The sequence below is a fragment of the Enemella evansiae genome (genome assembly GCF_002250705.1).
Lineage (GTDB): Bacteria > Actinomycetota > Actinomycetes > Propionibacteriales > Propionibacteriaceae > Enemella > Enemella evansiae.
The window spans coordinates 281,869-305,244 of record NZ_NMVP01000001.1 but is presented as its reverse complement, the minus strand read 5'-3'; the positions used below and the strand labels follow the sequence as shown (position 1 = coordinate 305,244).

Here is a 23,376-nt window from a genome sequence, read left to right as displayed (position 1 = left end):
ACGGACGACTCTCCCGAGCGTAACCCGCACCGGTCGGCGTACCCAATGAGCGCCCAGCATCCGAGCCGTCAGCGTCCAGCGCTGCCCGCCCGCGGCCGCACCCGGATCACGTACGCCAGCAGCGCCATCGACAGCGCGGTCCCCCACAGCGGCAGGAAATTGCCGGCCAATGCCTGCAGCGGGGTGTAGCGGCGCTCGACGTCGTAGCCGTAGGGCAGGAAGGCCAGCACCGGGCAGAGCGCCACCCAGCCGGCGTACACCAGGCACGGGATCGTCAACCAGCTCGGCAGTCCCGGGCGGCGCCCCCGCCCGCGGGTGCCCGCCACCCGATCCCGGTACTGCCGGGCGGCCTGCAGCGCCCCGAGGCCGACCAGCAGCGCCCAGACGTGGTGATGGGTCCACGACAGCGGCGAGGCGAGACAGGTGGCGAGGCCGACCACCCCGACCGCCAGCACCCGTTCCTCGATCCGCCACAGTCCGACGGCCGCCAGCAACCCGATCAGAGCGGCCAGCATGCTCACCACCAGGCCCAGCCGGACGGTGGACGGGTCGGTTCCCAGGGTGCGCGCGAAGACGGCGTTCAGCGACTGGTTTCCCACATAGACAGGGTTTCCGTAGGTGTCACCGCGCAGCACCTTCTCGGCGAACCGGACCGTGGCGGCGGGTTGCAGCAGATAACCGATGCCGGTGAAGAAGGCCGTGGCGAGCAGCCCGATGATGGCGACCCTGCGCCGCCCGGTGAGGAAGGCGAAGACCAGGAAGAGCAGCGGGGTGAGTTTGATCGCCGCGGCCAGCCCGGTCGCCACACCGCGCGGCAGCCAACGGCGCTCGCCGACCGCGCGCGGCAGCAGGTCGCCGACGACCAGCGCCATCAGCAGCGTGTTCACCTGGCCGTAGCCGATGGTGGTCCGGAACGGTTCGAACGCCACCACCAGCACCACGTTGACCAGACCGAGGGTCAGCCCGCGCGGCACCCGCGCCCGGGCCAGGATCAGCCGCTGGGCGAGCACGGTGAGCGCGGTCCAGACCAGCTGCAGCGCCAGCATCGGCAGCAGCGCGAACGGCACCAGCAGGATCGCGGCGATCGGCGGATAGATGTAGGGCAGGTCCCAACCGGGGGTGCGGGTGGCGTAGATGTCCTTGCCGGCCAGCAGATCGCGGACCGCGGCCACATAGACGTCGAGGTCGATGGTGGCGGGGCGCCACGGGCTCGCCGTGCCGGTCGCGATGATCCACGGCAGCAGGATCAGCGCGACCACGAACGCCGGCAGGAATTCGATCAGCCAGCGGACCGCCCGGTGGGGCCGGTCCAGCGCGGCCTCGGCCCGCTCGGCGTCGGTGAGGCGAGTCGGCGGGCTCAACGGACTCGGTTCTCCAGGGGTTCGTCGGCCGCCCAGTGCCGCAGCTGCCGCGCGATCAGCGCATTGGCCCGCGGCCAGAACGCGGTCGCGGGACCACCGGTGTGCGGGGAGATGAGCACACCGGGACTGCGCCACAGCGGATGCTCGGCGGGCAGCGGTTCGGGGTCGGTGACATCCAGCGCCGCGCGCAACCGGCCGGCCGAGGTCTCGGCGAGCAGCGCGTCGGTGTCGACGATCGGGCCCCGGGCGACGTTGACCACCAGCGCATTGTCGGGCAGCAGCGCCAACCGGCGGGCGTCCAGCAGCCCACGGGTGGAGTCATTGAGCGGCACGATCACGAAGACCACATCGGCCTGCGGCAGCAGCTCGTCGAGCTCGTCGATGCCGTGCACCCCATCGCGGGCCCGGGAGGCGACGCGGGTGATGGCGGCCGGTTCCATCGGTTCCAGCCGCCGCTCGATCGCCTTGCCGATTCCCCCGTATCCCAGGATCAGGGCCCGCTGATCGGCCAGCGACTGCCCCATCGGCCCGCGATCCCAGCTGCCCGACGGCATGTTCCGGGCGTACTGGTCGAGCCGCCGGCCCTGGGCCAGCGCGAGCCCGATGGCCAGCTCGGCGGTCGCGGTGTCGTGCACCCCGGCGGCATTGCAGAGCGCGACGCCGTCGGGGATCAGCTCGGGCACCCCGTCGAACCCGGCCATGTTCAGCTGGACGACCTCCAGGCCGGTCATCTCCTCGGTACGCTGCAGCGCCGCGTTCCCGCTCAGGTAGGGCACGACCAGGAACCCGACCTCGGCGATCGAGTCGGGCCAGGGCTCACCGGGGTCGACGAACGGCGCCATCTCGACGCCCTCGGGGAGACCACCGAGCTTCTCCTCGGCCTCCGCGCGGCTGCGGAACGGGAGCCAGGCGAGCTTGCCGGTCATCGTCACCTCCGGTGTGTGGGTCGGGTGGTCCTCAGGCGTCGGTCTCGGCGCGGACCTCGAAGCCCGCGGCCGCCATCTTCTGTTTCACCTCGGCCACCGAGACGGTACCGAAGTGGAAGACGCTGGCGGCGAGCACCGCATCGGCCCCCGCCCGGGCGGCGTCGACGAAGTGCTCCGCGGTGCCGGCACCACCGGAGGCGATCACCGGCACCTCGACCACCCGGCGGACCGCCTCGATCAGTTCCAGGTCGAAGCCGGCATTGGTGCCGTCGGCGTCCATCGAGTTGAGCAGGATCTCCCCCGCCCCCAGATCGACCGCCTGGCGTGCCCATTCCAGCGCGTCCAGACCCGCGGAGGTGCGACCACCGTGGGTGGTGACACCGAATCCGGAGGGCTGGCCGGCCTCGCGCCGGGCGTCCAGGGAGAGCACCAGCACCTGGTTGCCGAACCGGGTGGTGATCTCGCGGATCAGTTCGGGGCGGCGGATCGCGGCGGTGTTCACCCCGACCTTGTCGGCACCGTGCCGCAGCAGGTCGTCCACGTCGGCGACCGACCCCACCCCACCGCCGACGGTGAGCGGGATGAACACGGTCTCGGCGGTCTGCGAGACCACCTCCCGGGTGGTGGCCCGGCCCTCGTGGGAGGCGGAGATGTCGAGGAAGGTCAGCTCGTCCACACCGGCGGCGTCATAGGCCAGTCCGAGCTCCACCGGATCGCCGGCGTCGCGGAGGTTGGTGAAGTTGACGCCCTTGACGACCCGCCCGTCGTGGACGTCGAGGCAGGCGATGATGCGGACAGCCAGGCTCATGGGCACCGACCCTACCGGCCTAGGGTGGGCACATGCCGGAGCTGGACCCCACCTTCACCGCCCTGCCGCTGCGGGCTCTCGCCGATGCCGCCCTGGACCGCGCCGCGGCGCTCGGTGCCGGGCACGTCGAGGTGCGCATCGAACGGACCCGCAGCGACCACCGCACCTACCGGGATGCGGCCCTGGAATCGGCCAGCGACAGCGAGGTGCTGGGTCTGGGGGTACGCCTGCTCTGGCAGGGCGTGTGGGGATTCGCCGCCGGGATCACGCTGACCCCGCAGGCCGCGGCGCGGATCGCCGAACAGGCGGTCGAGGTGGCCCGCATCTCGGCGGCCGCCGGTTCCCGGCCGGTGGAGCTCGCGCCCGAACCGGTGCACCGCGGCAGCTGGGTGTCGGCGTACCGGATCGATCCGCTGAGCGTGCCGGCCCCCGAACGCGACGCCCGGTTGATCGAGCTGTCCGCCGCATTGCTCGCCGGGTCCGGGGTCGACCATGTGCAGGCCGCCGTCGACGCGGTGCGGGAGAACAAGTTCTATGCCGATTCCGCCGGCACCGAGACCACCCAGCAGCGGGTCCGGATCGCGCCGGCACTGACGGCGGTGACGGTCGGTGAGCACGGCTTCGCCACCATGCGGACGCTGGCGCCCCCGGTGGGTCGTGGCTGGGAGTACCTGACCGGGGAGGGTTGGGATTTCGATGCCGAGGTGGCCGAACTCCCAGGACTGCTCGCCGAGCACGCGGCGGCACCGAGTGTCGAACCGGGCCGCTACGACCTGGTGATCGAGCCGACCAATCTCTGGCTGACCGTGCACGAGTCGATCGCGCACGGCACCGAACTGGACCGGGCACTCGGTTATGAGGCGGCGTACGCCGGCACCTCGTTCGCGACCGTCGACGGGCTGGGGTCGCTGCAGTACGGTTCGCCGCTGCTGCAGGTCACCGGGGACCGGGTCACCGAGCACGGGCTCGCCAGCGTCGGCTGGGATGACGAGGGGGTGGGCGCGCAGGAGTTCGAGATCATCCGCGACGGGGTGCTGGTCGGTTACCAGCTGAACCGGCAGATGGCCGCCGAACGGGGACTCGGCCGCTCGAACGGCTGCGCGTTCGCCGATGCGCCATCCCACATCCCCCTGCAGCGGATGCCGAACGTCTCGATCCGGCCCGACCCGCAGGGCCCGGACGTGGCCGGGCTGATCTCCCGGGTGGAGCGCGGAATCCTTGTCCAGGGAGACAATTCCTGGTCGATCGACATGCAGCGCTACAACTTCCAGTTCACCGGACAGCGCTTCTTCGCGATCGAGAACGGCCGACTCGTCGGGCAGCTGCGCGATGTGGCCTACCAGGCGACCACGACCGATTTCTGGGGTTCGCTGGCGGCGGTGGGTGGGCCGCAGACCTATCTGCTGGCCGGGGCGATGAACTGCGGCAAGGGACAACCGGGTCAGATCGCCTCGGTGTCGCACGGTGCGCCGGCGTGCCTGTTCCGCGAGGTGAATGTGCTCAACACCAATGCCGAGGGAGGTGCGCTGTGAGCGAGCGGGTGGCCGACTGGATCGAGGCGGCGCTGGGGGCTGCACGGAGCCCGGACTGCACGATCATCGTCGACGAATCCCGGGAGGCCAACCTGCGCTGGGCGAACAACGCCGTCACCAGCAACGGGGACACCCACGATCGATCCGCGACCGTGATCGCCTTCGACGGTCCGCGGACGGCCGCGGTCTCGGGCCCGTTGGCCGATGCCGCGGAGCTGATCGCCCTGGTCGGGCGGGCGGAGGCCGCGCTGGTGGACGCCGTGGCGGCCCCTGATGCGATGCCGTTGCTGGACGGCGGCCGGGACACCGACTTCGCCGAACCTGCCGATGCGGCTGATTTCTCCGTGCTGGCAGGATTCGCGGCCGAACTGGGGGATGCGTTCCAACTGGCCGTGGCCGAGGGGCAGCTGCTGTTCGGGTTCGCCGAGCACCGGCTGACGACGACCTGGTTGGCCGCCAGCACCGGCACCCGGCGCCGGCACGTGCAGCCGATGGGCCGGGTCGAGCTGAACGCCAAACTGCCGGACCTGATCGGATCGGCCTGGGTCGGGGTGGCGACCCTCGACTTCACCGACGTCTCGGTGCCGGGGTTGTACGCCGAGGCCAGGCGTCGCCTGGGTTGGTCCGCGCGCCGGATCGATCTGCCCGCGGGCCGGTACGAGACCTTGCTGCCACCCTCGGCGATCGCCGATCTGCTGATCTATGCCTACTGGTCGATGTCGGCGCGCGATGCCGCCGAGGGGCGCAATGCCTTCGCCGACCCGGCCGCGGTGGGCCGGACCCGGATCGGTCAGCGGCTCAGCGAGCTGCCGCTGACCCTGGCCAGCGATCCGGCCGCGCCCGGGTTGGAACGGGCACCGTTCGTGATCGCGCACGCCTCCGCCGGCGGTGAGCAGTCGGTCTTCGACAACGGTGCGCCGGTCGAACGCGCCGAATGGGTCGCCGACGGCGTGCTCACCGATCTGGTCCGGGATCGTCGGGTCGCCGCCGACCAGGGACTGTCGGCGCGGCCGGCCACCTGGAACCTGTTGCTCACCGGCGGCGGTGACCAGGGACTGGACGAGATGATCGCCGACACCCGCCGCGGGCTGCTGCTCACCTGCCTGTGGTACATCCGCGAGGTCGACCCCGAGACCCTCCTGCTCACCGGGCTGACCCGCGACGGGGTCTATCTGATCGAGGACGGCGAGGTGGTCGGTGCGGTGAACAACTTCCGCTTCAACGAATCCCCGATCTCCTTGCTGGGCAGGATTTCCGAGGCCGGCCGCAGCGAGCAGACGCTCCCGCGCGAGTGGAACGACTGGCTGACCCTCACCGTGATGCCACCGGTCCGCGTCCCGGACTTCAACATGTCCACCGTCTCCCAGGCGCACTGATCCCCCACGCTCATCGAGCAGCACGCCATGCGCAACGAAGCGGAGCAATGGCGTGCGTGTCGAGATGAGCCGCCCGGGTTGTGCCCATCTCGACACGGTCGCTGCGCGACCTGCTCGATGAGCGGTGCAGAACCCGTTTGCCGCGGTGACGGTGTGGATGCATCATGGATGACGTTGCATTCCCTGCGAGAGGATCGACTGGTGTACCTCCCGGTGTCGCCCACGCGCTGACCCGTCGAGCGAACGGCTCCCCGATGAGCCCGGCTCCGGATCGGCGTACCCACACCGATTCCGAGGAGCCACCATGTCATCCCACGCACCCATCACCCTCGCCGATCTCGGCTTCGACTGGCCGGACGGCAGCACCGCACTCTCCCACCTGGACGCCACCTTCGGCGCCGGGCGTACCGGCCTGGTCGGCCGCAATGGATCCGGCAAGTCCACCCTGTTGCGCGTGATCGCGGGTGAACTCGCCCCGAGCAGCGGCAGCTGCCAGGTCGGTGGCGAGGTGGCGTACCTGCCGCAGCGATTGACCCTGGACACCGACCGCAGCCTGGCGGACCTGCTCGGGGTCGCGGAGAAACTGCGGGCCTGGCGACGGATCAGTGACGGCAGCACCGAGATCGCCGATTACGAGATCCTGGGTGACGACTGGGATCTCGAGGCGCGCTGCGCGCAGACGCTGGGCACGATCGGGCTCGGCGCGGTCGGGCTCGACCGGCGGATCGGCACCCTCTCCGGTGGTGAGACGATGCTCGCCGCGATCGCCGGCGTGCAGCTTCGGGGGGTGCCGATCGCGCTGCTCGACGAACCGACGAACAACCTCGACGGCACCGCCCGGGAACACCTGTACGCCTTGATCCGCGGTTGGCGCGGCACCCTGGTGGTCGCCAGCCACGACCCGCTGCTGCTGGAGGAGATGGACTGCATCGCCGAGGTGTACGCCGGCCGGCTCACCCTCACCGGTGGCGGATTCGGCGACTGGCAGCGCCAGCTGGCGGGGCAGCAGCAGGCGGCGAAGCGTGCGGTCCGCGACGCCGAACAGCAACTGCGCAAGGAGAAGCGGGAACGGGTCGAGGCGGAGACGAAGCTGGCTCGGCGCAGCCGTGCCGCGGACAAGGACCATGCCAACAAGCGGATGCCGAAGATCGTGATGAACACCCGGAAGTTCCAGGCGCAGGTCTCCGCCGGCAAGCTGCGCGGTCAGCTCGACGACCGGGTCGCCTCCGCCACCGAGGCGCTCAGCGACAGCGAGGCACGGGTCCGCACCGACGAGCGGGTGGCGGTCGACCTGCCCGATCCCGGCGTGCCGCAGAGCCGTCGGCTCGCCGAGCTCACCGGCACGGACTCGCGGATCGTCATCCAGGGACCGGAACGGATCGCATTGACCGGCCCGAACGGTGTCGGCACGACCTGCCTGGTGGAGACCCTGGTCCACCCCGACCGACCGCACCGGCTGCCGGCCCACGGCACTCCCCTGGCCCGGATCGGCTATCTGCCGCAGCGACTGGACGGACTCGACGACGACTCCAGTGCGGTGCAGAATCTGCGCGATCGGCTCCCCGGGGTGAGCGTGCAGGACGTCCGTGGCAGGCTCGCGCGGTTTCTTTTGCGCGGTGCGGTGGTGGAACGACCGGTGGGCTCACTGTCCGGTGGGGAACGGTTCCGGGTGGCGTTGGCGGCGTTGCTGCTCGCCGAGCCACCCGCGCAGCTGCTGATCCTCGACGAGCCGACGAACAACCTCGATCTGGACACCGTCGACCAACTGGTGGCTGCGCTGGAGTCCTATCGCGGTGGGTTGCTGGTGGTCAGCCACGACCACCATTTCCTGTCCCGGCTGGGAATCGACCGCTTCATCGGGCTCGATGCCGCCGGGGCGCTGACCGAGTACGACCCCCGACCCATGCTCATCGAGTAGGTCGCGAAACGACCGTGTCGAGATGAGCTCGTCGGTGAAACCCCCCTGGGCGCCGTGAAACCCCCACTGCAGTGGGGGTTTCGCACACCGTAGAGGGGTTTCACGGCCGGGGCATGGCTTCGTCTCGCTCGTACCTCGCTCGCTCAGCCACGTGGCGCGGCGCGGCTTCGCTTCGCTGCGCCTGCCGAGCTGCATGCGGACCGTGGGTCGAGGTCAGTGCTTGAAGCCGGGGAGGTCGACGCTGTTGCGCGGGGCGACCACACCGCCGATCAGGGTGATCAGCGAGATCGCCGCGAGCAGCACCGCGGCCGGCCACCAGTGCCGGTCGGCGGCGGCGACCCAGGCGGTGGCCATGAAGGGGACGAAGCCGGAGACCACACCGGCCAGATTCTGCGACATGGCCGCACCGGAGTAGCGGGTGGCGGCCGGGAACAGACCCGTCATCACCGTCCCGCTGGCGGCGTACGGATAGGACAGTGCGGCGACCGCGATGGTCATCCCGAGCACCACCAGGACCGGCTGTTTCGACACCACCATGAGGAAGGACGGCACGGCCAGCACGATCGAGGCGACCGCACCCCAGATCACCACCTTGCTGGCCCCGAAGCGCTCCCCCAGTCGGCCACCGGAGACCAGCACACCGATCTCCACCGCCGCGGCGATGATCGTGCCGAGCAGCAGCAGGTTCTTCGACATGCCGAGGGTGTTGGTGCCGTAGGAGACGACGAAGGTGGTCACCAGATAGAAGCCACCGACCCCGAGGAAGGCGACCGCGGAGCCGATCAGGATCTGCAGCCAGGACTGCCGCAGCACCGCGAGCAGGGGCGACTTCTCCAACCCACCGGTCTCCTCGAGTTCCCGGAAGACCGGCGACTCCTCCAGCTTGGCCCGGATCCACAGGGCGACCAGCAGCAGCGGAATCGCCGCCAGGAAGGGAATCCGCCAACCCCAGGCGTCGAAGGTCTGCGGGCCGAGCAGATAGGACACCAGGAAGAAGCCACCCGAGGACAGGATGGTGCCGATCGGTGATCCGATCTGCGGCATCGCCGCATACCTGGCCCGTTTGGCCAGCGGCGCGTTCTCCACCGCGATCGTCATCGCCCCGGACCACTCGCCGCCGACGAACAGCCCCTGCAGCACCCGCAGGATGACCAGCGCGATCGGGGCCCAGACGCCGATGCTGGCGAAGTTCGGCAGCAGGCCGATCACACCGGTGAAGATGCCGATCCCGACGATCGTGGTCAGCAGCACCGAACGCCGGCCGATCCGATCCCCCAGCCAGCCGAAGATCAGCCCACCGATCGGCCGGGCCGCGAAGCCGACCCCGAGGGTGGCGAAGGAAGCCATGGTCGCCGCCGCCGGGCCACCGGTGAAGTACTGCTTGTTGAACACCAGCGCCGCGGCGGTGTTGAACAGGAAGAAGTCGTACCACTCCATCGCGGTGCCGACCAGCGCACCCCAGGTGACCTTCCGGGCCTCGGATTCGTCGAGCTGCCGGGTGGCCCCGGCCTCCAGCCTGCCGCCGGTGTTCCGCACGTCCGCCATGGCAAGAACCTTCCGTCGCTGGACAGATTCGCCTCAGTCAAGCACGAAACACCCCGCCGGGGATGGGGTCATCCGGCCGCCATGTCACAGTGCGAGACGCCCCACCCGACGGTCGGTGCGCGGCCCTGACCCACCCGCTGATCAGGGTTCGGTGTCGTCGGCGACGAAGGCGACGACACCGCGCCGCATCGCTCGGGTCGCCTCCCGGCAGGTACGCCGCAGCGCCGCCCGGCTCTCGTCCTCGGCCGCCTCCCGGTTCGCCGCATCGCCGATCTGATCGGTGAAGTCGATGACCTGGCGTACCCAGCGGACGAAGTCGCCGGCGGTCATCCCGGACTCGGCCAGCACGGTCGCCAGCGGTCGGCCGGCCGCCCAGGCGAACACCGGTTGCGCGAAACCGATCTCCAGATCCGGACCGCGCTCCACCCGGAAATCCCGCTCCAGCAAGGAGATCTCGCGATGCACCTGGCGCAGCGTGGTCATCCGCGCGTCGGTCTCGGCATCGGGCATCCGCGGTGGGCGGGCCCGGTGATCGGTGCGCCGGGCCTCGAACACCAGCGTGGACAGCACCGCCGCCAACTGGGGTGCGGACAGGCCGTCGAAGACCCCGCGCCGCAACGCCTCGGCCGCGACCAGGTCCAGCTCGTTGTAGATCCGGGCCAGCATCCGGCCGTCGGCGCTCACCCGCAGCGGCTCCCCCTCCAGATAGTGCAGCGATTGCAGCACCTGGCAGATCCGGTCGAACTCGGTGGCGATGGTGTTGGTCCGGCGCTGCATCCGGGATTCGATCTGCGCGTTCTCGCGCTCCAACCGCATCGCCTTCTCCGCCCAGCGGGCATGCTGCTCGCGTTCCGGGCAGTCGTGGCAGGGATGGTGGCGCAACTCGTTGCGCAGTTCGGTGATCCGGGCGGCCACCTCGGCGTCCACCGCACCGGGCCGCCAGCGGCTCGGGGACCGGTCGATCTCGTTCAGCCGGGACATGAACGCGGCGTGCAGCGAGCGCCTGGAGTGCGGCTCCTTGACGTGGAACTTCTTCGGGATCCGCATCCGCCCGACGGCCTGCACCGGGGTCGGGAAATCGTTCAGGGTGAGGCGTTTGGTCTGCCGGTCCTCCCCCATCACCAGCGGATGCGGTTCCTCACGGTGCGAGCGGACACCCGGGTCGATGATCACCGCCCAGCCCTGCAACCGGCCGCTGGGCACGTGCACGATGTCGCCGGCTTTCAACTGCAGCAGGGATTCGAAGGCCTCGGCGCGCTTGTCGGCCTTGCGGTCGCGGGCCGCGTCGGCCTCCAGCTGGGAGATCTCTTCACGGATCCGGGCGTACTCGGTGAAGTCGCCGCGGTCGCACTCGGCGTGCGCCAGGAAACCGGCGATCGCATCATTGTTGCGCTGCTGCTGCCGGGCCAGCCCGACCACCGAACGGTCTGACTGGTACTGCGCGAAACTCTGCTCCAGCAGGGTTCTGGCGCGATCCTGACCGACCGCCCCGACCAGATTGACCGCCATGTTGTAGGTCGGGGCGAACGACGAGCGCAACGGATAGGTGCGTTTCGACGCCAGTCCGGCGACCTGCCGCGGTTCCATGCCGGCCTGCCACAGCACCACCGCATGCCCCTCGACGTCGATCCCCCGCCGACCCGCCCGGCCGGTCAACTGGGTGTACTCACCCGGGGTGATGTCGACGTGCGCCTCGCCGTTGAACTTGACCAGCTTCTCCAGCACCACCGACCGCGCCGGCATGTTGATGCCCAGCGCCAGCGTCTCGGTGGCGAAGACGACCTTGATCAGGTTGCGGACGAAGCACTCCTCCACACATTCCTTGAACGCCGGCAGCATGCCCGCGTGGTGCGCCGCCACCCCGGCGAGCAGGGCGTCGAGGAAATCGGCGTACCCCAACGCGTTCAGGTCGCTGCTGCTCAACCCGGCGGTGTGCCGGCCGGCGATCGCCAGGATCTCCTCGCGCTCCTCGGCGCTGGTCAGGCGTACCCCCGCCCCGACGACCTGACCCACCGCCGCATCGCAGCCGGCCCGGGAGAAGATGAACACGATCGCCGGCAGCAGCCGCGCCCGCTCCAGGGTCTCCACCATCTGCGCCCGGCTCGGCGGGCGGTAGCGGGAACGCTCCCGGTGATCGCGATGCGCGGCCCCGCCGTAACCGCCGGAGCCGTGCCCGTGACCGCGCTTGCCACGCCCGGACCGGCCACGCGGACGGCGGGAGTCGTCGCGCACCGTGCGGGATTCGTCCTTGGCGATCCGGACCAGTGCCGGATTGACCTCGTGCCGGCCCCCGGCGGCGCTGGCCTCGCCGACGATCGCGGTCGGTGCCTCGTCCTCGAACAGGTCGTAGAGCCGGCGGCCGACCAGCACCTGCTGGTAGAGCGGCACCGGGCGGCGTTCGGAGACGACGACCTCGATCGCGCCCCGGACCTCGCGCAGCCAGTCGCCGAACTCCTCGGCATTCGACACCGTCGCCGACAGCGCGACCAGCAGCACCGATTCGGCCAGCCCGATGATCACCTCCTCCCAGACCGCGCCGCGGAACCGGTCGGCCAGGTAGTGCACCTCGTCCATCACCACGTAACCGAGGTTGTCCAGCGTCGAGGACTGCGCGTAGATCATGTTGCGCAGCACCTCGGTGGTCATCACCACGATCGGTGCCTCGGAGTTGATCGAGGAGTCACCGGTGAGCAGCCCGACCTGGTCCGCTCCATAGCGGCGAACCAGATCGGCATATTTCTGGTTCGACAACGCCTTGATCGGCGTGGTGTAGAAGGCCTTGCGACCGGTCTGCACGGCCATGAACACCGCGAATTCGCCGGCGATCGTCTTGCCGGCACCGGTCGGCGCGGCGACCAGCACACCGGAGCCGCCCTCGATGGCCCGGCAGGCCGCCCGCTGGAAGTCGTCGAACTCGAAACCGTAGACGGCGGCGAACTCGGTCAGCTGCGGATTGCGCTGCTGTTCACGGAAACGGGCCATCCGCTGGCTCGGGGAGAGCTCGGCGTCGGGGTCGCTCGGATGCAGGCTGGCTGCGGGGTCCGACCGGTCGGCGGGGTTCAGGGGTTCAGTCATGGTGCCTCCCACGCTACCGGCGGGTGATCGGCGTGCCCGGTTGCTGGGCCCGCGACACGAACACACCGGCCACCGCGAACAGCACCATCAACCCCACCAGCACGAACAGTCCAGCGGTGAATCCGCCGGTCGCCGAATAGAGCCAGCCGAGCAGCACCGGGCCCGCTGCGGCGTACAGATAGCCACCGCCCTGGGCGATCGCCGACGCCCCGGGCACGTCCGCCGGGCGCGGTTGGTGGGCGATGAAGGTGAGCGCGATCGGCAGCAGGACGCCCTGGCTGATCCCGCCGACGACGGCGCCGAGCAGCACCGTCGGCAGGGTTCCGGCGGCGAGCAGGAGCAGGGCGCACAGATAGACGGTGCAGATCGCGATCAGATTGCGGACCGCGTGCCGGTGGCCGACGAACCAGCCGGCCAGCAGCGCTCCGGGCAGGCCGAGCAGGGAGTACGCCGAGAGCAGCAGTCCGGCGGCGTGCTCGCTCAGCCCGGCTCGTTGGAAGATGCTCGGCAGCCAGGTGAGCATGGTGTAGAAGACCAGGGACTGGGTGCCCATCACGAAAGTGATCAGCCAGACCAGCGGTCGGCGCAGCAGCGGCAGCAGACCGGTCGGGACCGCCGCGCGGTGCTCACCGGCCGCCGGGTCGCGGCGGACCCGCAGGCTGACGAAGGTCCACAGCAGCAGCGCGATCAGCCCGGGCCACAACCACACCCCGATCGCCACCGACCAGTCCACGCCCGCGCCGACCAGGGTCGAGGTGGTGAACGGCCCGGCGGCGCCGCCCAGTTGCAGCATCACCGAGTAGAGCCCCATCACCAGCGGCAACCGGTGGGCGAACCAGGGCCGTGCCAGGGCCGGTACGACGACATTGCCGATGGCGATCCCGAGCCCGATGATCAGGGTGCCGCCGAAGAAGGTCGGCACGGTGATCCACCAGCGCACCACGATGCCGATCACGATCAGGGCCCCGGCTGCCCAGAGCGTCGATTCCAGGCCGAAGCGGGCCGCCAGCAGCGGGGTGAGGAAGGCGAAGACGCCGAAGCAGAGCAGCGGCAGGGTGGACACCAGCCCGGCCTGTGCGGGGCTGAGCTGCAGGGTCTCGCTGAGTTGGCGCAGCACCGGCGGCACCCCGGTGATCGGGGCCCGCAGCAGCAGCGCCACCGCCAGCAGGCCGAACAGCACCCACCCGGCGGTGCGGCTGCGGATCAGCGGGTCACGTCTGCTCACCGATCCAGCTCGCGGGGATCGTCGGGGTCCTGACTGTTCCGGATCGCGCCGCGGGAGATGATCGTGCCGATCACACCGATGCCGACACCGAGCATCGGCCACATCGGCCAGTAGTAGTCGGCCTCGCCGTCGCCGACCGAGGTGAGGAACCAGACCAGGTTGGTGACGATCGCGACGAACAACCAGCTCGCCATGGTGGCGGTGACGGCATGGTCCAGACCGCGGCGCCGCCGGCGCTCGGTGCCCGGTGCCGGTGCGCTCGCCGCGGGGCGCGGGGTGGTCTCGGATCCGGTGGGCGACACGGTCAGATCGCCGACCAGCGGCACCAGCTCACCGTGCCGGGTGGCGGCACCGGCCACCTCCAGCCGCTGCAGGTATTCGTCGTGGTCCAGCTGCCCGTCGGCGTACGCCTCGGCGAGCACCTCCCGCGCCACGTCCCGGTCGCTGTCCGAGGCGCGCAGCGCGGCGTCCCGGCGCGGGTCCTGCCGGAACCGGTCCCAGGCCGCCCCGGGCCGATCGTTGCGATCAGGCAGGTTGGTCGGTTCGCTCACCCGGGCAGTGTTTCACGCCGGCTCACTTCGCGGGCGGTGTTCCGAACACGGTCAGCGAGCTGGGTTCGACGCTGATCCGCAGCGGGGTGGGACCGAGCTCCTCGCCGTCACCCATCCCGAACAGCCCGTCGCCGTCGACGGTGACCTCGCGGGCGGTGAAGCGTTCCACCGCGGGATCGCGGACGAAGCTGCCGGAGAACATCGCCGGCAGCAACCGCAGCAGGGTGGCCCGGCTGACCGGGTGGATCACGGTGACATCGAGCAGGCCGTCGGTGACATCGGCGGACGGGCAGATCTTCATCCCGCCACCGAAGTAGGCGCCGTTGCCGACCGCGATCAGCATCGCCGGCTGGGTGCGTTCCCGGCCGTCGATCCGCAACCGGTAGGTGAGTGGTTCGAAGGTGGCCAGCTCGGCCAGGGCGGAGGCGGCGTAACGGAGATTGCCGATCGGCAGTCGCATCCCGTTGGCGCGCCGGTTGACCCGGGAGTCGTAACCGGTGGCGACGACCGTGCCGACGTGGCGCACCTCGGCGCCACCGACGAGATCCCCCTCCACCCGGAGGGTGTCCACGCGCCGGGTCTGGCCGCCGATCACCCAGTGCGCCGCCTGGATCGGGTTGAACACCCGGATGCCGAGGCCGCGGCACATGTCGTTGCCGGTGCCGGCCGGGATCAGCCCGAGCGGCACCTCGGTCCCGGCGCAGGCGTTCACCCCCAGGGTCATCATGCCGTCGCCACCCATCACCAGCAGCGCATCCGCGGGTACGCCGTCGTGCGCCGGCCGCGCCTGCTCGGCGGCGGCGATGGTGCGCTGCCGGGCCTCGGCGAAGTCGGCGGTCTGGTGTACGCGGAGGGTGGCCCCGGGCAGACCCTGGAGCAGTTCACGGCAGACCGCGGGCAACAGTTTGGCGGCCCGCCCCCGGCCGGCGGTCGGGTTGACCACCAGGGTCAGCGTGGAGCCGTCGTAGCGCGTCAGAGCGGGCATGTCGGTGAGCCTATTGGTCGGTGTCGGTGGGTGGGAACCGCTGTCAGGCCGCGTCGCGCGGAGCCGCGTCGCTGGGGGCCACATCACCGCGCCGGCGTCGCGCCCGGTCGTTGGCCCGACAGATGAGTTCGGCGATGAGGTAGAGCACGGCCATCGGTAGCGCCAGGGCCAGCATCGAGAACGGGTCGGTGGAGGGGGTGGCGACCGCACCGAAGACGAAGCAGCCGAAGATGGCGTACTGCCGCGCCTTGCCGAGCTGTGCACCGCTGAGGATGCCGGCCAGGTTGAGCACCACCAGCACCACCGGCAGCAGGAACGCGATGCCGAAGACGAGCATCAGCCGGATCAGGAAGGTGAGGAAATACTGGATGTCGAGCATGTTGGTGACCGGCACGCTCTGCGGGGTGAAGCTGAGCATCACCGAGATGCCCTTCGGCATCACCCAGTAGCCGATGGCGACCCCGGACAGGAAGAGCGGGGTGGCGGCGCCGACGAAGATGACCGCCCACTTCTTCTCCTTGGCCAGCAGACCCGGGGCGATGAACGCCCAGAGCTGATAGAGCCAGAACGGCGCGGTGAGCACCAGGCCCGCGATCCCGACGATCTTCATCGCCAGCGTCATCGGAGCAGCGACGCCGATGTTCACCACCTCGGTGTTGGCGTCCGGGCGGGTCGCCTTCAGATCGATGGCTGCCAGGTTGTACGGCTGCAGCAGGAACTCATAGAGCGTCTGGTAGAAGAACGCGCAGATCGCGATCCCGAGCACGATCCAGACCGCGGCCACCACGAACCGGTAGCGCAACTCGCGCAGGTGCTCGAACAGCGTCATGTTCCCGTCCGGCGGGACGGGAGGTGGTTTCAGCCAGGCCAGACTCAGCCGCCGGCCGGCCACGTTGATCGCCACCGATCAGCGCAGGTCATCCGGGTTGCGGTCCACGACCTCGGCGTCGACCACCTCGTCCCGCTGGCCGGTGGCCGGCTTGTCGAGCCCGCGGGGCTCGGTCGGGCCCGCCTTCGGCGTGCTGGCGCCCGCGGCGGTCGCACCGCCCTTGCCGGCCTTCTCGTCCTCGCTGAGACCCTTGGTCTCTTCCTTGAACTCGCGGATCGCACGGCCGCTGCTGCGCCCGATACCGGCCAGCCGGGTGCCGCCGAAGAGCAGCAGCACCACCGCGAGGATGATCAGCAGCTCGGGAACGCCGAGCCCGAACAGGGCCATGGGAGTCATCGCACATCCTTGCGTTCGGCGGGATCCTTTGCGACCCCGCATCGTCGGATGCCCCGTTGCGGGGCATCCCCATCGTGCCCCGCCTGGGGACCACACGCCAATCCTAGACACGCCGGTGTGGCGTCCCAACCCACGACCACCGCGAGCCGCCGGATGCGCGGCGGCCTAGGGTCGGCGGGTGATGACGATCGCCACCTTCTGCTGGCTGCTGCTGGCGGGGGTCGGTGCGGGCCTGGTCGGCTATCTCACCGGCCTGGCGTCGCTGGTCAGCTACCCCGCCCTGCTGGCGGCCGGGCTGTCGCCGCTGACCGCGAATGTCAGCAACACCCTGGGCCTGGTCGGCGTCGGGATCGGTTCCACCGCCCGGGCGGGACGGCAGGTCTCCGGTCAGTGGCGCCAATTGGTTGCGCAGGTGGTCGTGGTGGCGATCGGCGGGCTGGGCGGTGCACTGCTGTTGTTGTACGCCGGGGAGGGCACCTTCGAGCGGGTGGTGCCGTTGCTGATCGTGGCGGCCTCGCTGGCCCTGCTGGCCCAGCCGTGGCTGCGCCGGCTCAGCGGCGACCGGCCGCGCCCGGTGGTGTACCTGGTCACGATGCTGGCGATCTCGGTCTACGGCGGCTATTTCGGCGCCGGGGCGGGCACGATCTATCTCGCCGTGACCGCGATCCTGACCACGATGCCCTTCCATCGGGCGATGGTGTGGAAGTCGCTGCTGCTCGGCGTCTCGAACCTGGTCGCGGCGATCACCTTCGCCCTGGTCGCCCCGGTGAACTGGCTGGCCGCGCTGGCCCTCGGGCTGGGCTGCCTGCTCGGTGGGAACCTCGGGCCGCTGGTGCAGCAGCTCTTCCCGGAGCGGGTGCTGCGGGTCGGCGTCGCCCTCTGCGGCCTCGGCCTCGCCGTCTGGCTCGCGCTGAACTGACGCTCATCGAGTAGCTGGCCCGGCGGAGCGAAGCGGAGCCGGGCCAGCGTGTCGAGATGAGCGCCACACTCCACTGCCCGCCGGTTCTCGCACCGGACTTCGGTTCTCGCATGGTGTGCCGTGCGAGAACCGAAGTTTGATGCGAGAACCGGGAATCCCCACACCTCTCGGCACACCCGGCATTGCTCCGCTTCGCTGCGCATGCCGGGTTAATCGAGGAGCGTGGACGTCAGTCGAAGAGGTCGGCGTACCGGTCCAGGGCCTCGCGGGCGGCGGCGCGGGCGCCGTCGGCGGCCTCGGCGGGGGCGAGCACCCGGGCGTCCGGGCCGAGGCGCAGCAGCAGCCCACGCAACCAAGTCGGGTCGGCGACCTTCAGGCGTACCTCGACACCCCCGTCGTCGGTCTGGGTCGCCGATTCCACCGGGTGGTACTCCGCGACCCAGGCGGCGGCCGGGCTCAGCGCGAGCGTGACCTCGGGCGCCGCGCCGAGGCGGGCGAGCCAGTCGTTGCCGTCCGGCTCCCCGGGATGCTCACGCACCGGGTCGTCGAGCAGTTCGGCCGAGGTCACCCGGTCGAGCCGGAAACTGCGCCACCCGGGCTCGGCCCCCGGCTCCCCCGCGGGCGCCTCGCTCCAGGCGTCCAGATAGGCGTAGCCGTTGTCCACCCGGAGCCGGGCCGGGTCGACCACCCGGCTCAGGTTGCGACCGCGGCTGGTCGAATCGTGCCCGAGCCGCAGCCGGCGGCCCTCGGCGAGCGCGTCGCTGATCGCCTGCCGGATCTCCTCGGCCGCGGTCTGCACCCGGACGCTGACCCGGTCGGCGGCCGCGGCCGACTCCCCCGCCAGGCCCTGCAGTTTGCCCAGCGCTGCATCGATGGTGCCGGCCACCTCGGTGGTCGCCACCTCGCGCAGCGTCTGCAGCCCGAGCAGCAGCGGCAGCACCTCATCGGCGGCCAGCCGCAGCGGCTGCGACAGGTAGTCGGCGTTGCTCAGATAGATCACACCGCGCCCGTCGACGGCCTCCATGTCGATCTCGATCAGGTCCCCGGGCAGCAATCCCGGCAGTCCGCACATGTAGAGCACGCCCAGGTCGGCGCGCAGCTGTTCGGGCGTGACCCGGTACGCCGCCGCCACATCGTCGAGCCTGGCCCCCTGGTGCCGCTGCAGATAGGGCACCAGCGACAGCAGGCGGGTCAGCTGTTCCAGCGCGGTGCCGCTGCTCATGACGCTCCCCCGTCGGCGACCGCGGCCAGCAGCCCGCGGACCCGGTCCCGCAGCTCGGCCGGTTCGAGGACCAGCACATCGGCACCGTACCCGGCAAGCTGGGCCGCGAAATCGTCCGCAGCGGCGTACCCGACCGCCAGCACGTCGAAACCGGTCGGCAGCCGGCCGGCCAGGGCGGCGTCCACCTCGGCCGGCTCGGCGCCGCGACGCAGCCCGGGGGCCTGCTCGGCGCGGATCGCGAGCACCGCCCGGTGGGTCGCCGGCGCCGGCTCCAGGGTGCCGGCCAGCTCGCGCAGGTCCACCTCGGGCACGGTGTACGCCCCGGCGGCCGAGACCAGGCGCGGGGTGTCGGTGATCCGGGCCAACTTGAACATCCGGGTCGCGTCCCGATCCAGATCGTGCCCGATCAGATACCAGTTTCCCTTGTGGGAAACGATTCCCCAGGGTTCGACGGTCCGCTCGACGACCTCACCGGCGCCGCCGCGGCGATAGCCGAAACTGACCCGGGTGGTGTCCACGACGGCCTGGTAGAGCGGTTCGAAGGCGGCCTCCCGCGCGGTCACCGTGGGCGCCAGCGCGGCCAGCCGGCCGGTATCGGTGGCGAGCCCGGCGGCGCGCAGCTTGGCCAGCGCCAGTTGGGTCGACTCGGCCAGGTTGGCCTGCTGCCAGACCTGCCCGGCGACCGAGACCACGGCGGCCTCCTCGGCGGTGAACTCGACCGGCGGCAGCTCGAAGTCGGTGCGCGAGATGCGGTAGCCGACCTCGTCCTCGAAGGCGGAGTTGCTGCCCACCTCGACCGGTACCCCGAGTCGGCGCAGCTCGTCCTTGTCGCGTTCGAAGGTACGCTCGAAGGCGCCGTCGGTGAGCCCGCTGTAACCCTCGACGGTGCGGCGGATCCGTTCCCTGCTGAGAAATCGGGGCGCGGCGAGCAGGCAGATGGTCAGGTTGAGGATGCGTTCGGTCTTGCGAGGTGCCATGCTGGACCGTTCCCCCTCTCCACTGCCGGCCTGCGCCATCGTGGAGATTACCAGCGGTGGAGCGACGAATCCGGGAGGTGAGCGCGGTGCCTGAGGCAGCGTCCGGGGCGGGCCGCTATGCACCCAGTCCGACCTCCCAGCTGCACGTCGGCAATCTGCGGACCGCGGTGCTGGCCGATCTGTTCGCGCACGCCTCCGGGCGCGCGTTGCGGTTGCGGGTCGAGGATCTGGACACCGATCGGGTCCGCGCCGCCGGCGGGGTGACCGAACAGCAACTGGCCGATCTGGCCGCGCTCGGGCTGCGGTTCGACGGCCCGGTGGTGCGGCAGAGCGAGCGGCTGACCGCGTACGCCAACGCGGCCGACCGGCTCGGCGGGGCCGTCTACGAGTGCTTCTGCACCCGCCGGGAGATCGCCGAGGCGGCCAGCGCCCCGCACGCGGACGGGTACCGGCCCTATCCGGGCACCTGCCGGGAGCTGACCGAACCCGAACGCGCCGCGCGACGCCGAGAGCGCCCGGCGGCGCTGCGGGTACGCGCCGACGGGGTGCGGATGAGCGTCCGCGATCTCTTGCACGGTGAGGTTTCCGGGGTCGTCGACGACTTCGTGCTGCGCCGGGCCGACGGCGTATGGGCCTACAACCTCGCGGTCGTGGTCGATGATCTGGCGATGGGCGTGGACCAGGTGGTGCGCGCCGACGACCTGCTCTCCTCCGCGCCCCGGCAGGCCTGGCTGGCCGAACGCCTCGGCGGTGCGGTGCCGGACTATGCGCACGTCCCGCTGGTGGTCAATGCCCGCGGCGTACGCCTGGCCAAGCGCGATGGCGCGGTCGGGCTCGCCGAGCTGGCGGCCGAGGGCCATGACACCGCCGAGGTGCTCGCCTGGATCGGTCGTTCGCTGGGGTTGGCCGCACCGGGTGACCGAGTCGACCTGGCCCTGCTGCGGGACCGCTTCGACCCGGCCAGCACGCCACTGGATCCGGTGGTCTTCACCGGGTTGAACCCCACGTTCCCCGAGTAGCTCGCGCAGCGAGCGTGTCGACGAGGGGTGCGCGCCCCCTACTGACCGGCGGTGGCGAAGAGGATGTCGACGACGTAGACGACGGTCTTGCCGGCGGACGGGTTCGGGGTGGCGGCCGAGGGATCGGCCGGGTACGCCTTGTCCGGCGGGGAGACGATCAGCACCCGGCTGCCGACGGGCTGCCCGGCCAGACCCTCCTGCCAGGCTGGTACCAGGCTGGTCAGCGGCCCCTGCTCGGGGTCCTTGCCGTAGGTGTCCTCGACGACCTTCCCGTCGTCCCAGGTGACGGCCTGGTAGCGAGCGGTGATGGTGTCACTGGGCTGGACCGGCTTGCCGGTGCCCTTGATCAGCGGCTGGGTGACCAGTTGCGCGGGCGGCTGGGCGCCGGCGGGGATGGTCACCTTCGGCTTGTTGTCGACCATCTCGACGGTCGGCAGGCCCTCCTTCGGCGGCACCGGCTCACCCTGGGCGGCCTCCAGCGGGGTGGCGACGATGTCGACGACGAAGATCAGCGTGTCACCGACCTCGATCCCGGCCTGCTGGCTGCCGCCGGCCTGGTCGTAACCGTCCTTGCCGGGCATCGCGATCAGGACGCGGCTGCCGACCTGCTGGCCGCTGAGGCCCTTCTTGAAGCCTGGCACCACCTGGCCGAGCGGGAAGGTGGCGGTCTGGCCGCGGGAGAACGAGTCGTCGAACTTCTGCCCGGTCCGGCCGTTCACGCCGTAGTAGTTGACCTCGACGGTGCTGTTGTCGTTGAGCTTCGGCCCGTTGCCCGGGGTGAGCACCTTGGTCGTCGTCTCCGCGATGCCCCACGGCGCCGGGAAGGTGACCTTCGGTTCCTTGTTCGGCTCACCCTCGACCTTGATCGCGTCCAGGTTCGTGGCCGGGGTGGTCTTCACCGGATCCGGGGTCGGGCTGGCGCTCGGGGTCGGCGTCGGCTCGGTCGCCGGGGTCGGCGTGGCCTCTGCGCTCGGTGCCGCGGACGGGCTCGCGCTGGCCGGATCGGCGGGCTGGTTTCCGGAGCAGGCCGACAGCACCAGCAGCGCGGCGAGCGCGGGGGCGGCGAACAGCTTGGCGGGGGTGAGTCCACGCGGACGACGGATCACAGTTCCTCGGGCTTTCGGTCGTTCTCTGCAACGGCTGGGCGCACGGCGGCACCCGGCGGCCAACGGTACCCGATCGGAGCCAGAATCCGGCCCGGACCGAAGTCCGACGCGGCGCCGATCAGCTCGCCGGCGATTCGGCGGGCGGGCGGAGCGCGCTGAGCAGCGACTCCACCCGGTCGTCGGCGGCCGCGAACGGGTCGGTGCACAGCACCGGTGAATAGAGCGGCGCCCCGGTGACCGGGCTGGGTGTCTGCCAGCTCCGGGCCGGCGGCTCGTTGACCTTGAAGGTGGTCCAGTCGACGGTGTAGTCGGCGCCGGCCTCCTGGGCGGCGGTGACGAACTCGCCGCGCAACCGGGCCCGGGTGGTCTGCGGGGCGACGCTCCGGGCGCGGCGGACGGTGTCCGGGTCGACGACGGTGCTCACCTGGCCGCGTTCCCGCAGGATCTGGTGCAGGCCGCGGCCCGGCCGCAGATCGTGGTACGCCAGGTCGAGCTGGGCGATCCGCGGGTCGTCCCAGGACAGTCCGTGCCGGTCGGCATACCGCTGCAACAGTCGTTGCTTGATCACCCAATCCACATCGCGAGCCAGGTCGTCGGTGTCGCGGGCCTCCAGCGCGGTCAGCACCCGGCGCCACAGCTCCAGGACGCGGGTCAACGCCGGGCCCGGGTCACCGGTGCGTTCGACCTGGTCGGTGACCGCGTCGAGGTAGGCCCGCTGCAACTCGAGTCCGGTGATGGTGCGACCGTTCGCCAGCGGCACCGGGGTCCGCCCGTAGAGGTCGCGGGACAGCTCGCGGACCGCCCGGGTCGGGTTCTCCACGCTGAAGTCGCGCAGTGCGGCGCCGGATTCGACCAGCCGCAGCACCAGTTCGGTGGCGCCGACCTTGAGCAGCGTGGTGGTCTCCGACGGATTGGAGTCGCCGACGATGACGTGCAGCCGGCGAAACCTGGAGGGGTCGGCGTGCGGCTCGTCGCGGGTGTTGATCATCGGCCGCATCCGGGTGGTGGCCGAGGACACCTCGTCCCACATGTGCGCGGCCCGCTGGGAGAGCACATAGCTGCCGCCGGGCAGCAGTTTCCCGGCCCCGCAGATCAGCTGCCGCGACACCAGGAACGGGATCAGCACCCGGGCCAGCGGGGCGAAGTCGCGGTTCCGGGCGATCAGGTAGTTCTCGTGGCAGCCGTAGGAGTTGCCGTGCGAGTCGGTGTTGTTCTTGAACAGATAGACCTGCGCCTCGGGCGCGTCCTCGGCCCGCATCCGTTCGGTGGCCTGTACGCCGAGGTCGTCGACCAGGGTCTCCCCCGCCCGGTCCTGGGCGATCAGATCCGCCAGCGCATCGCACTCGGCGGTGGCGTACTCCGGATGCGAGCCGACATCGAGGTAGAGCCGAGCCCCGTTGCGCAGGAAGACATTGCTGGAGCGGCCCCAGGCGACGACCGAGCGGAACAGGGTACGCGCGACTTCCTCGGGACTGGGCCGGCGCTGCCCCGGCGTGGAACAGGACACGCCGTATTCGGTCTCCAGACCGTAGATCCGCCGGGTGAGGAAGGGTTGCTCCATCCCGCGAGTCTACGCAGGAGGTGCCCCGCGGCCCGTCCGCGATCC

The 23,376-nt window shown here is 70.8% G+C and carries 19 protein-coding genes; 5 read left to right on the top strand and 14 right to left on the bottom strand.

Features of this window, described 5'->3' with window-relative positions; genetic code table 11:
* Window positions 1–68: 68 nt before the first annotated feature.
* The 3 genes from BI335_RS01490 to hisF are packed head-to-tail and all read right to left on the bottom strand — an operon-like array spanning window position 69 to window position 3,095.
* A complete protein-coding gene (locus BI335_RS01490) occupies window positions 69–1,361 on the bottom strand; it encodes a glycosyltransferase 87 family protein (RefSeq protein ID WP_166646641.1) in 1,293 nt (430 codons plus the stop codon).
* Window positions 1,358–2,287, bottom strand: coding sequence for a 2-hydroxyacid dehydrogenase (locus BI335_RS01485; RefSeq protein ID WP_094356170.1), 930 nt, complete (start codon window positions 2,285–2,287; stop codon window positions 1,358–1,360). The genes BI335_RS01490 and BI335_RS01485 overlap by 4 nt, the downstream gene beginning before the upstream one ends.
* 31 nt (window positions 2,288–2,318) lie before the next feature.
* Window positions 2,319–3,095, bottom strand: a complete 777-nt coding sequence (gene hisF, locus BI335_RS01480; protein ID WP_094406537.1) for an imidazole glycerol phosphate synthase subunit HisF — start codon at window positions 3,093–3,095, stop codon at window positions 2,319–2,321.
* A gap of 32 nt (window positions 3,096–3,127) precedes the next feature.
* Between hisF and BI335_RS01475 the strand changes: the two genes are divergently transcribed.
* From BI335_RS01475 to BI335_RS01465, 3 genes are all read left to right on the top strand, one after another.
* The gene (locus tag BI335_RS01475; RefSeq protein WP_094400421.1) at window positions 3,128–4,627 is read left to right on the top strand and encodes a TldD/PmbA family protein; all 1,500 of its coding nucleotides are present in this window, start codon (window positions 3,128–3,130) and stop codon (window positions 4,625–4,627) included.
* Window positions 4,624–6,003, top strand: coding sequence for a metallopeptidase TldD-related protein (locus BI335_RS01470; protein ID WP_094356172.1), 1,380 nt, complete (start codon window positions 4,624–4,626; stop codon window positions 6,001–6,003). The genes BI335_RS01475 and BI335_RS01470 overlap by 4 nt, the downstream gene beginning before the upstream one ends.
* Window positions 6,004–6,307: 304 nt before the next feature.
* Window positions 6,308–7,921: an ABC-F family ATP-binding cassette domain-containing protein gene (locus BI335_RS01465; protein WP_094429459.1), complete on the top strand. Its 1,614-nt coding sequence runs from the start codon at window positions 6,308–6,310 to the stop codon at window positions 7,919–7,921.
* A gap of 213 nt (window positions 7,922–8,134) precedes the next feature.
* Here the strand turns inward: BI335_RS01465 and BI335_RS01460 are convergent, their stop codons facing one another.
* The 7 genes from BI335_RS01460 to tatA all read right to left on the bottom strand — a co-directional run bounded on the left by BI335_RS01460 (window position 8,135) and on the right by tatA (window position 16,527).
* Window positions 8,135–9,466, bottom strand: coding sequence for an MFS transporter (locus tag BI335_RS01460; protein ID WP_094356174.1), 1,332 nt, complete (start codon window positions 9,464–9,466; stop codon window positions 8,135–8,137).
* Window positions 9,467–9,607: 141 nt separating this feature from the next.
* The gene (locus tag BI335_RS01455; protein ID WP_411266743.1) at window positions 9,608–12,448 is read right to left on the bottom strand and encodes a DEAD/DEAH box helicase; all 2,841 of its coding nucleotides are present in this window, start codon (window positions 12,446–12,448) and stop codon (window positions 9,608–9,610) included.
* Window positions 12,449–12,554: 106 nt separating this feature from the next.
* Window positions 12,555–13,766: an MFS transporter gene (locus tag BI335_RS01450; protein ID WP_172421669.1), complete on the bottom strand. Its 1,212-nt coding sequence runs from the start codon at window positions 13,764–13,766 to the stop codon at window positions 12,555–12,557.
* Window positions 13,763–14,317: a DUF1707 SHOCT-like domain-containing protein gene (locus BI335_RS01445; RefSeq protein WP_094406549.1), complete on the bottom strand. Its 555-nt coding sequence runs from the start codon at window positions 14,315–14,317 to the stop codon at window positions 13,763–13,765. Before BI335_RS01445 ends, BI335_RS01450 begins: the two co-directional genes overlap by 4 nt.
* 22 nt (window positions 14,318–14,339) lie before the next feature.
* Entirely contained in the window at window positions 14,340–15,302 is a 963-nt protein-coding gene (locus BI335_RS01440; RefSeq protein WP_094356178.1) for a diacylglycerol/lipid kinase family protein, read from the bottom strand.
* Window positions 15,303–15,345: 43 nt separating this feature from the next.
* On the bottom strand, window positions 15,346–16,206 hold the full coding sequence (tatC, locus tag BI335_RS01435; protein WP_094356179.1) for a twin-arginine translocase subunit TatC: 861 nt from the start codon (window positions 16,204–16,206) through the stop codon (window positions 15,346–15,348).
* Window positions 16,207–16,209: 3 nt separating this feature from the next.
* Window positions 16,210–16,527, bottom strand: coding sequence for a twin-arginine translocase TatA/TatE family subunit (gene tatA / locus BI335_RS22435; protein WP_407644062.1), 318 nt, complete (start codon window positions 16,525–16,527; stop codon window positions 16,210–16,212).
* Window positions 16,528–16,708: 181 nt separating this feature from the next.
* Between tatA and BI335_RS01425 the strand changes: the two genes are divergently transcribed.
* A complete protein-coding gene (locus BI335_RS01425; RefSeq protein ID WP_094356181.1) occupies window positions 16,709–17,446 on the top strand; it encodes a sulfite exporter TauE/SafE family protein in 738 nt (245 codons plus the stop codon).
* A 229-nt stretch (window positions 17,447–17,675) separates the two neighbouring features.
* Here BI335_RS01425 and BI335_RS01420 read toward each other — a convergent pair whose 3' ends face one another.
* Both BI335_RS01420 and BI335_RS01415 read right to left on the bottom strand, forming a co-directional pair.
* On the bottom strand, window positions 17,676–18,668 hold the full coding sequence (locus tag BI335_RS01420) for a helix-turn-helix transcriptional regulator (RefSeq protein WP_094356182.1): 993 nt from the start codon (window positions 18,666–18,668) through the stop codon (window positions 17,676–17,678).
* Entirely contained in the window at window positions 18,665–19,645 is a 981-nt protein-coding gene (locus BI335_RS01415) for a helix-turn-helix transcriptional regulator (protein WP_094356183.1), read from the bottom strand. Before BI335_RS01415 ends, BI335_RS01420 begins: the two co-directional genes overlap by 4 nt.
* Before the next feature lie 86 nt (window positions 19,646–19,731).
* On the opposite strand from BI335_RS01415, the gene gluQRS reads away from it, so the two are divergent.
* Window positions 19,732–20,664, top strand: coding sequence for a tRNA glutamyl-Q(34) synthetase GluQRS (gene gluQRS / locus BI335_RS01410; protein ID WP_094356262.1), 933 nt, complete (start codon window positions 19,732–19,734; stop codon window positions 20,662–20,664).
* Between the two features lie 38 nt (window positions 20,665–20,702).
* On the opposite strand, the gene BI335_RS01405 is transcribed toward gluQRS, so the two are convergent.
* Both BI335_RS01405 and pafA read right to left on the bottom strand, forming a co-directional pair.
* Window positions 20,703–21,770: an FKBP-type peptidyl-prolyl cis-trans isomerase gene (locus tag BI335_RS01405; RefSeq protein WP_094356184.1), complete on the bottom strand. Its 1,068-nt coding sequence runs from the start codon at window positions 21,768–21,770 to the stop codon at window positions 20,703–20,705.
* A gap of 118 nt (window positions 21,771–21,888) precedes the next feature.
* The gene (gene pafA / locus BI335_RS01400) at window positions 21,889–23,331 is read right to left on the bottom strand and encodes a Pup--protein ligase (protein ID WP_094356185.1); all 1,443 of its coding nucleotides are present in this window, start codon (window positions 23,329–23,331) and stop codon (window positions 21,889–21,891) included.
* Window positions 23,332–23,376: the final 45 nt, after the last annotated feature.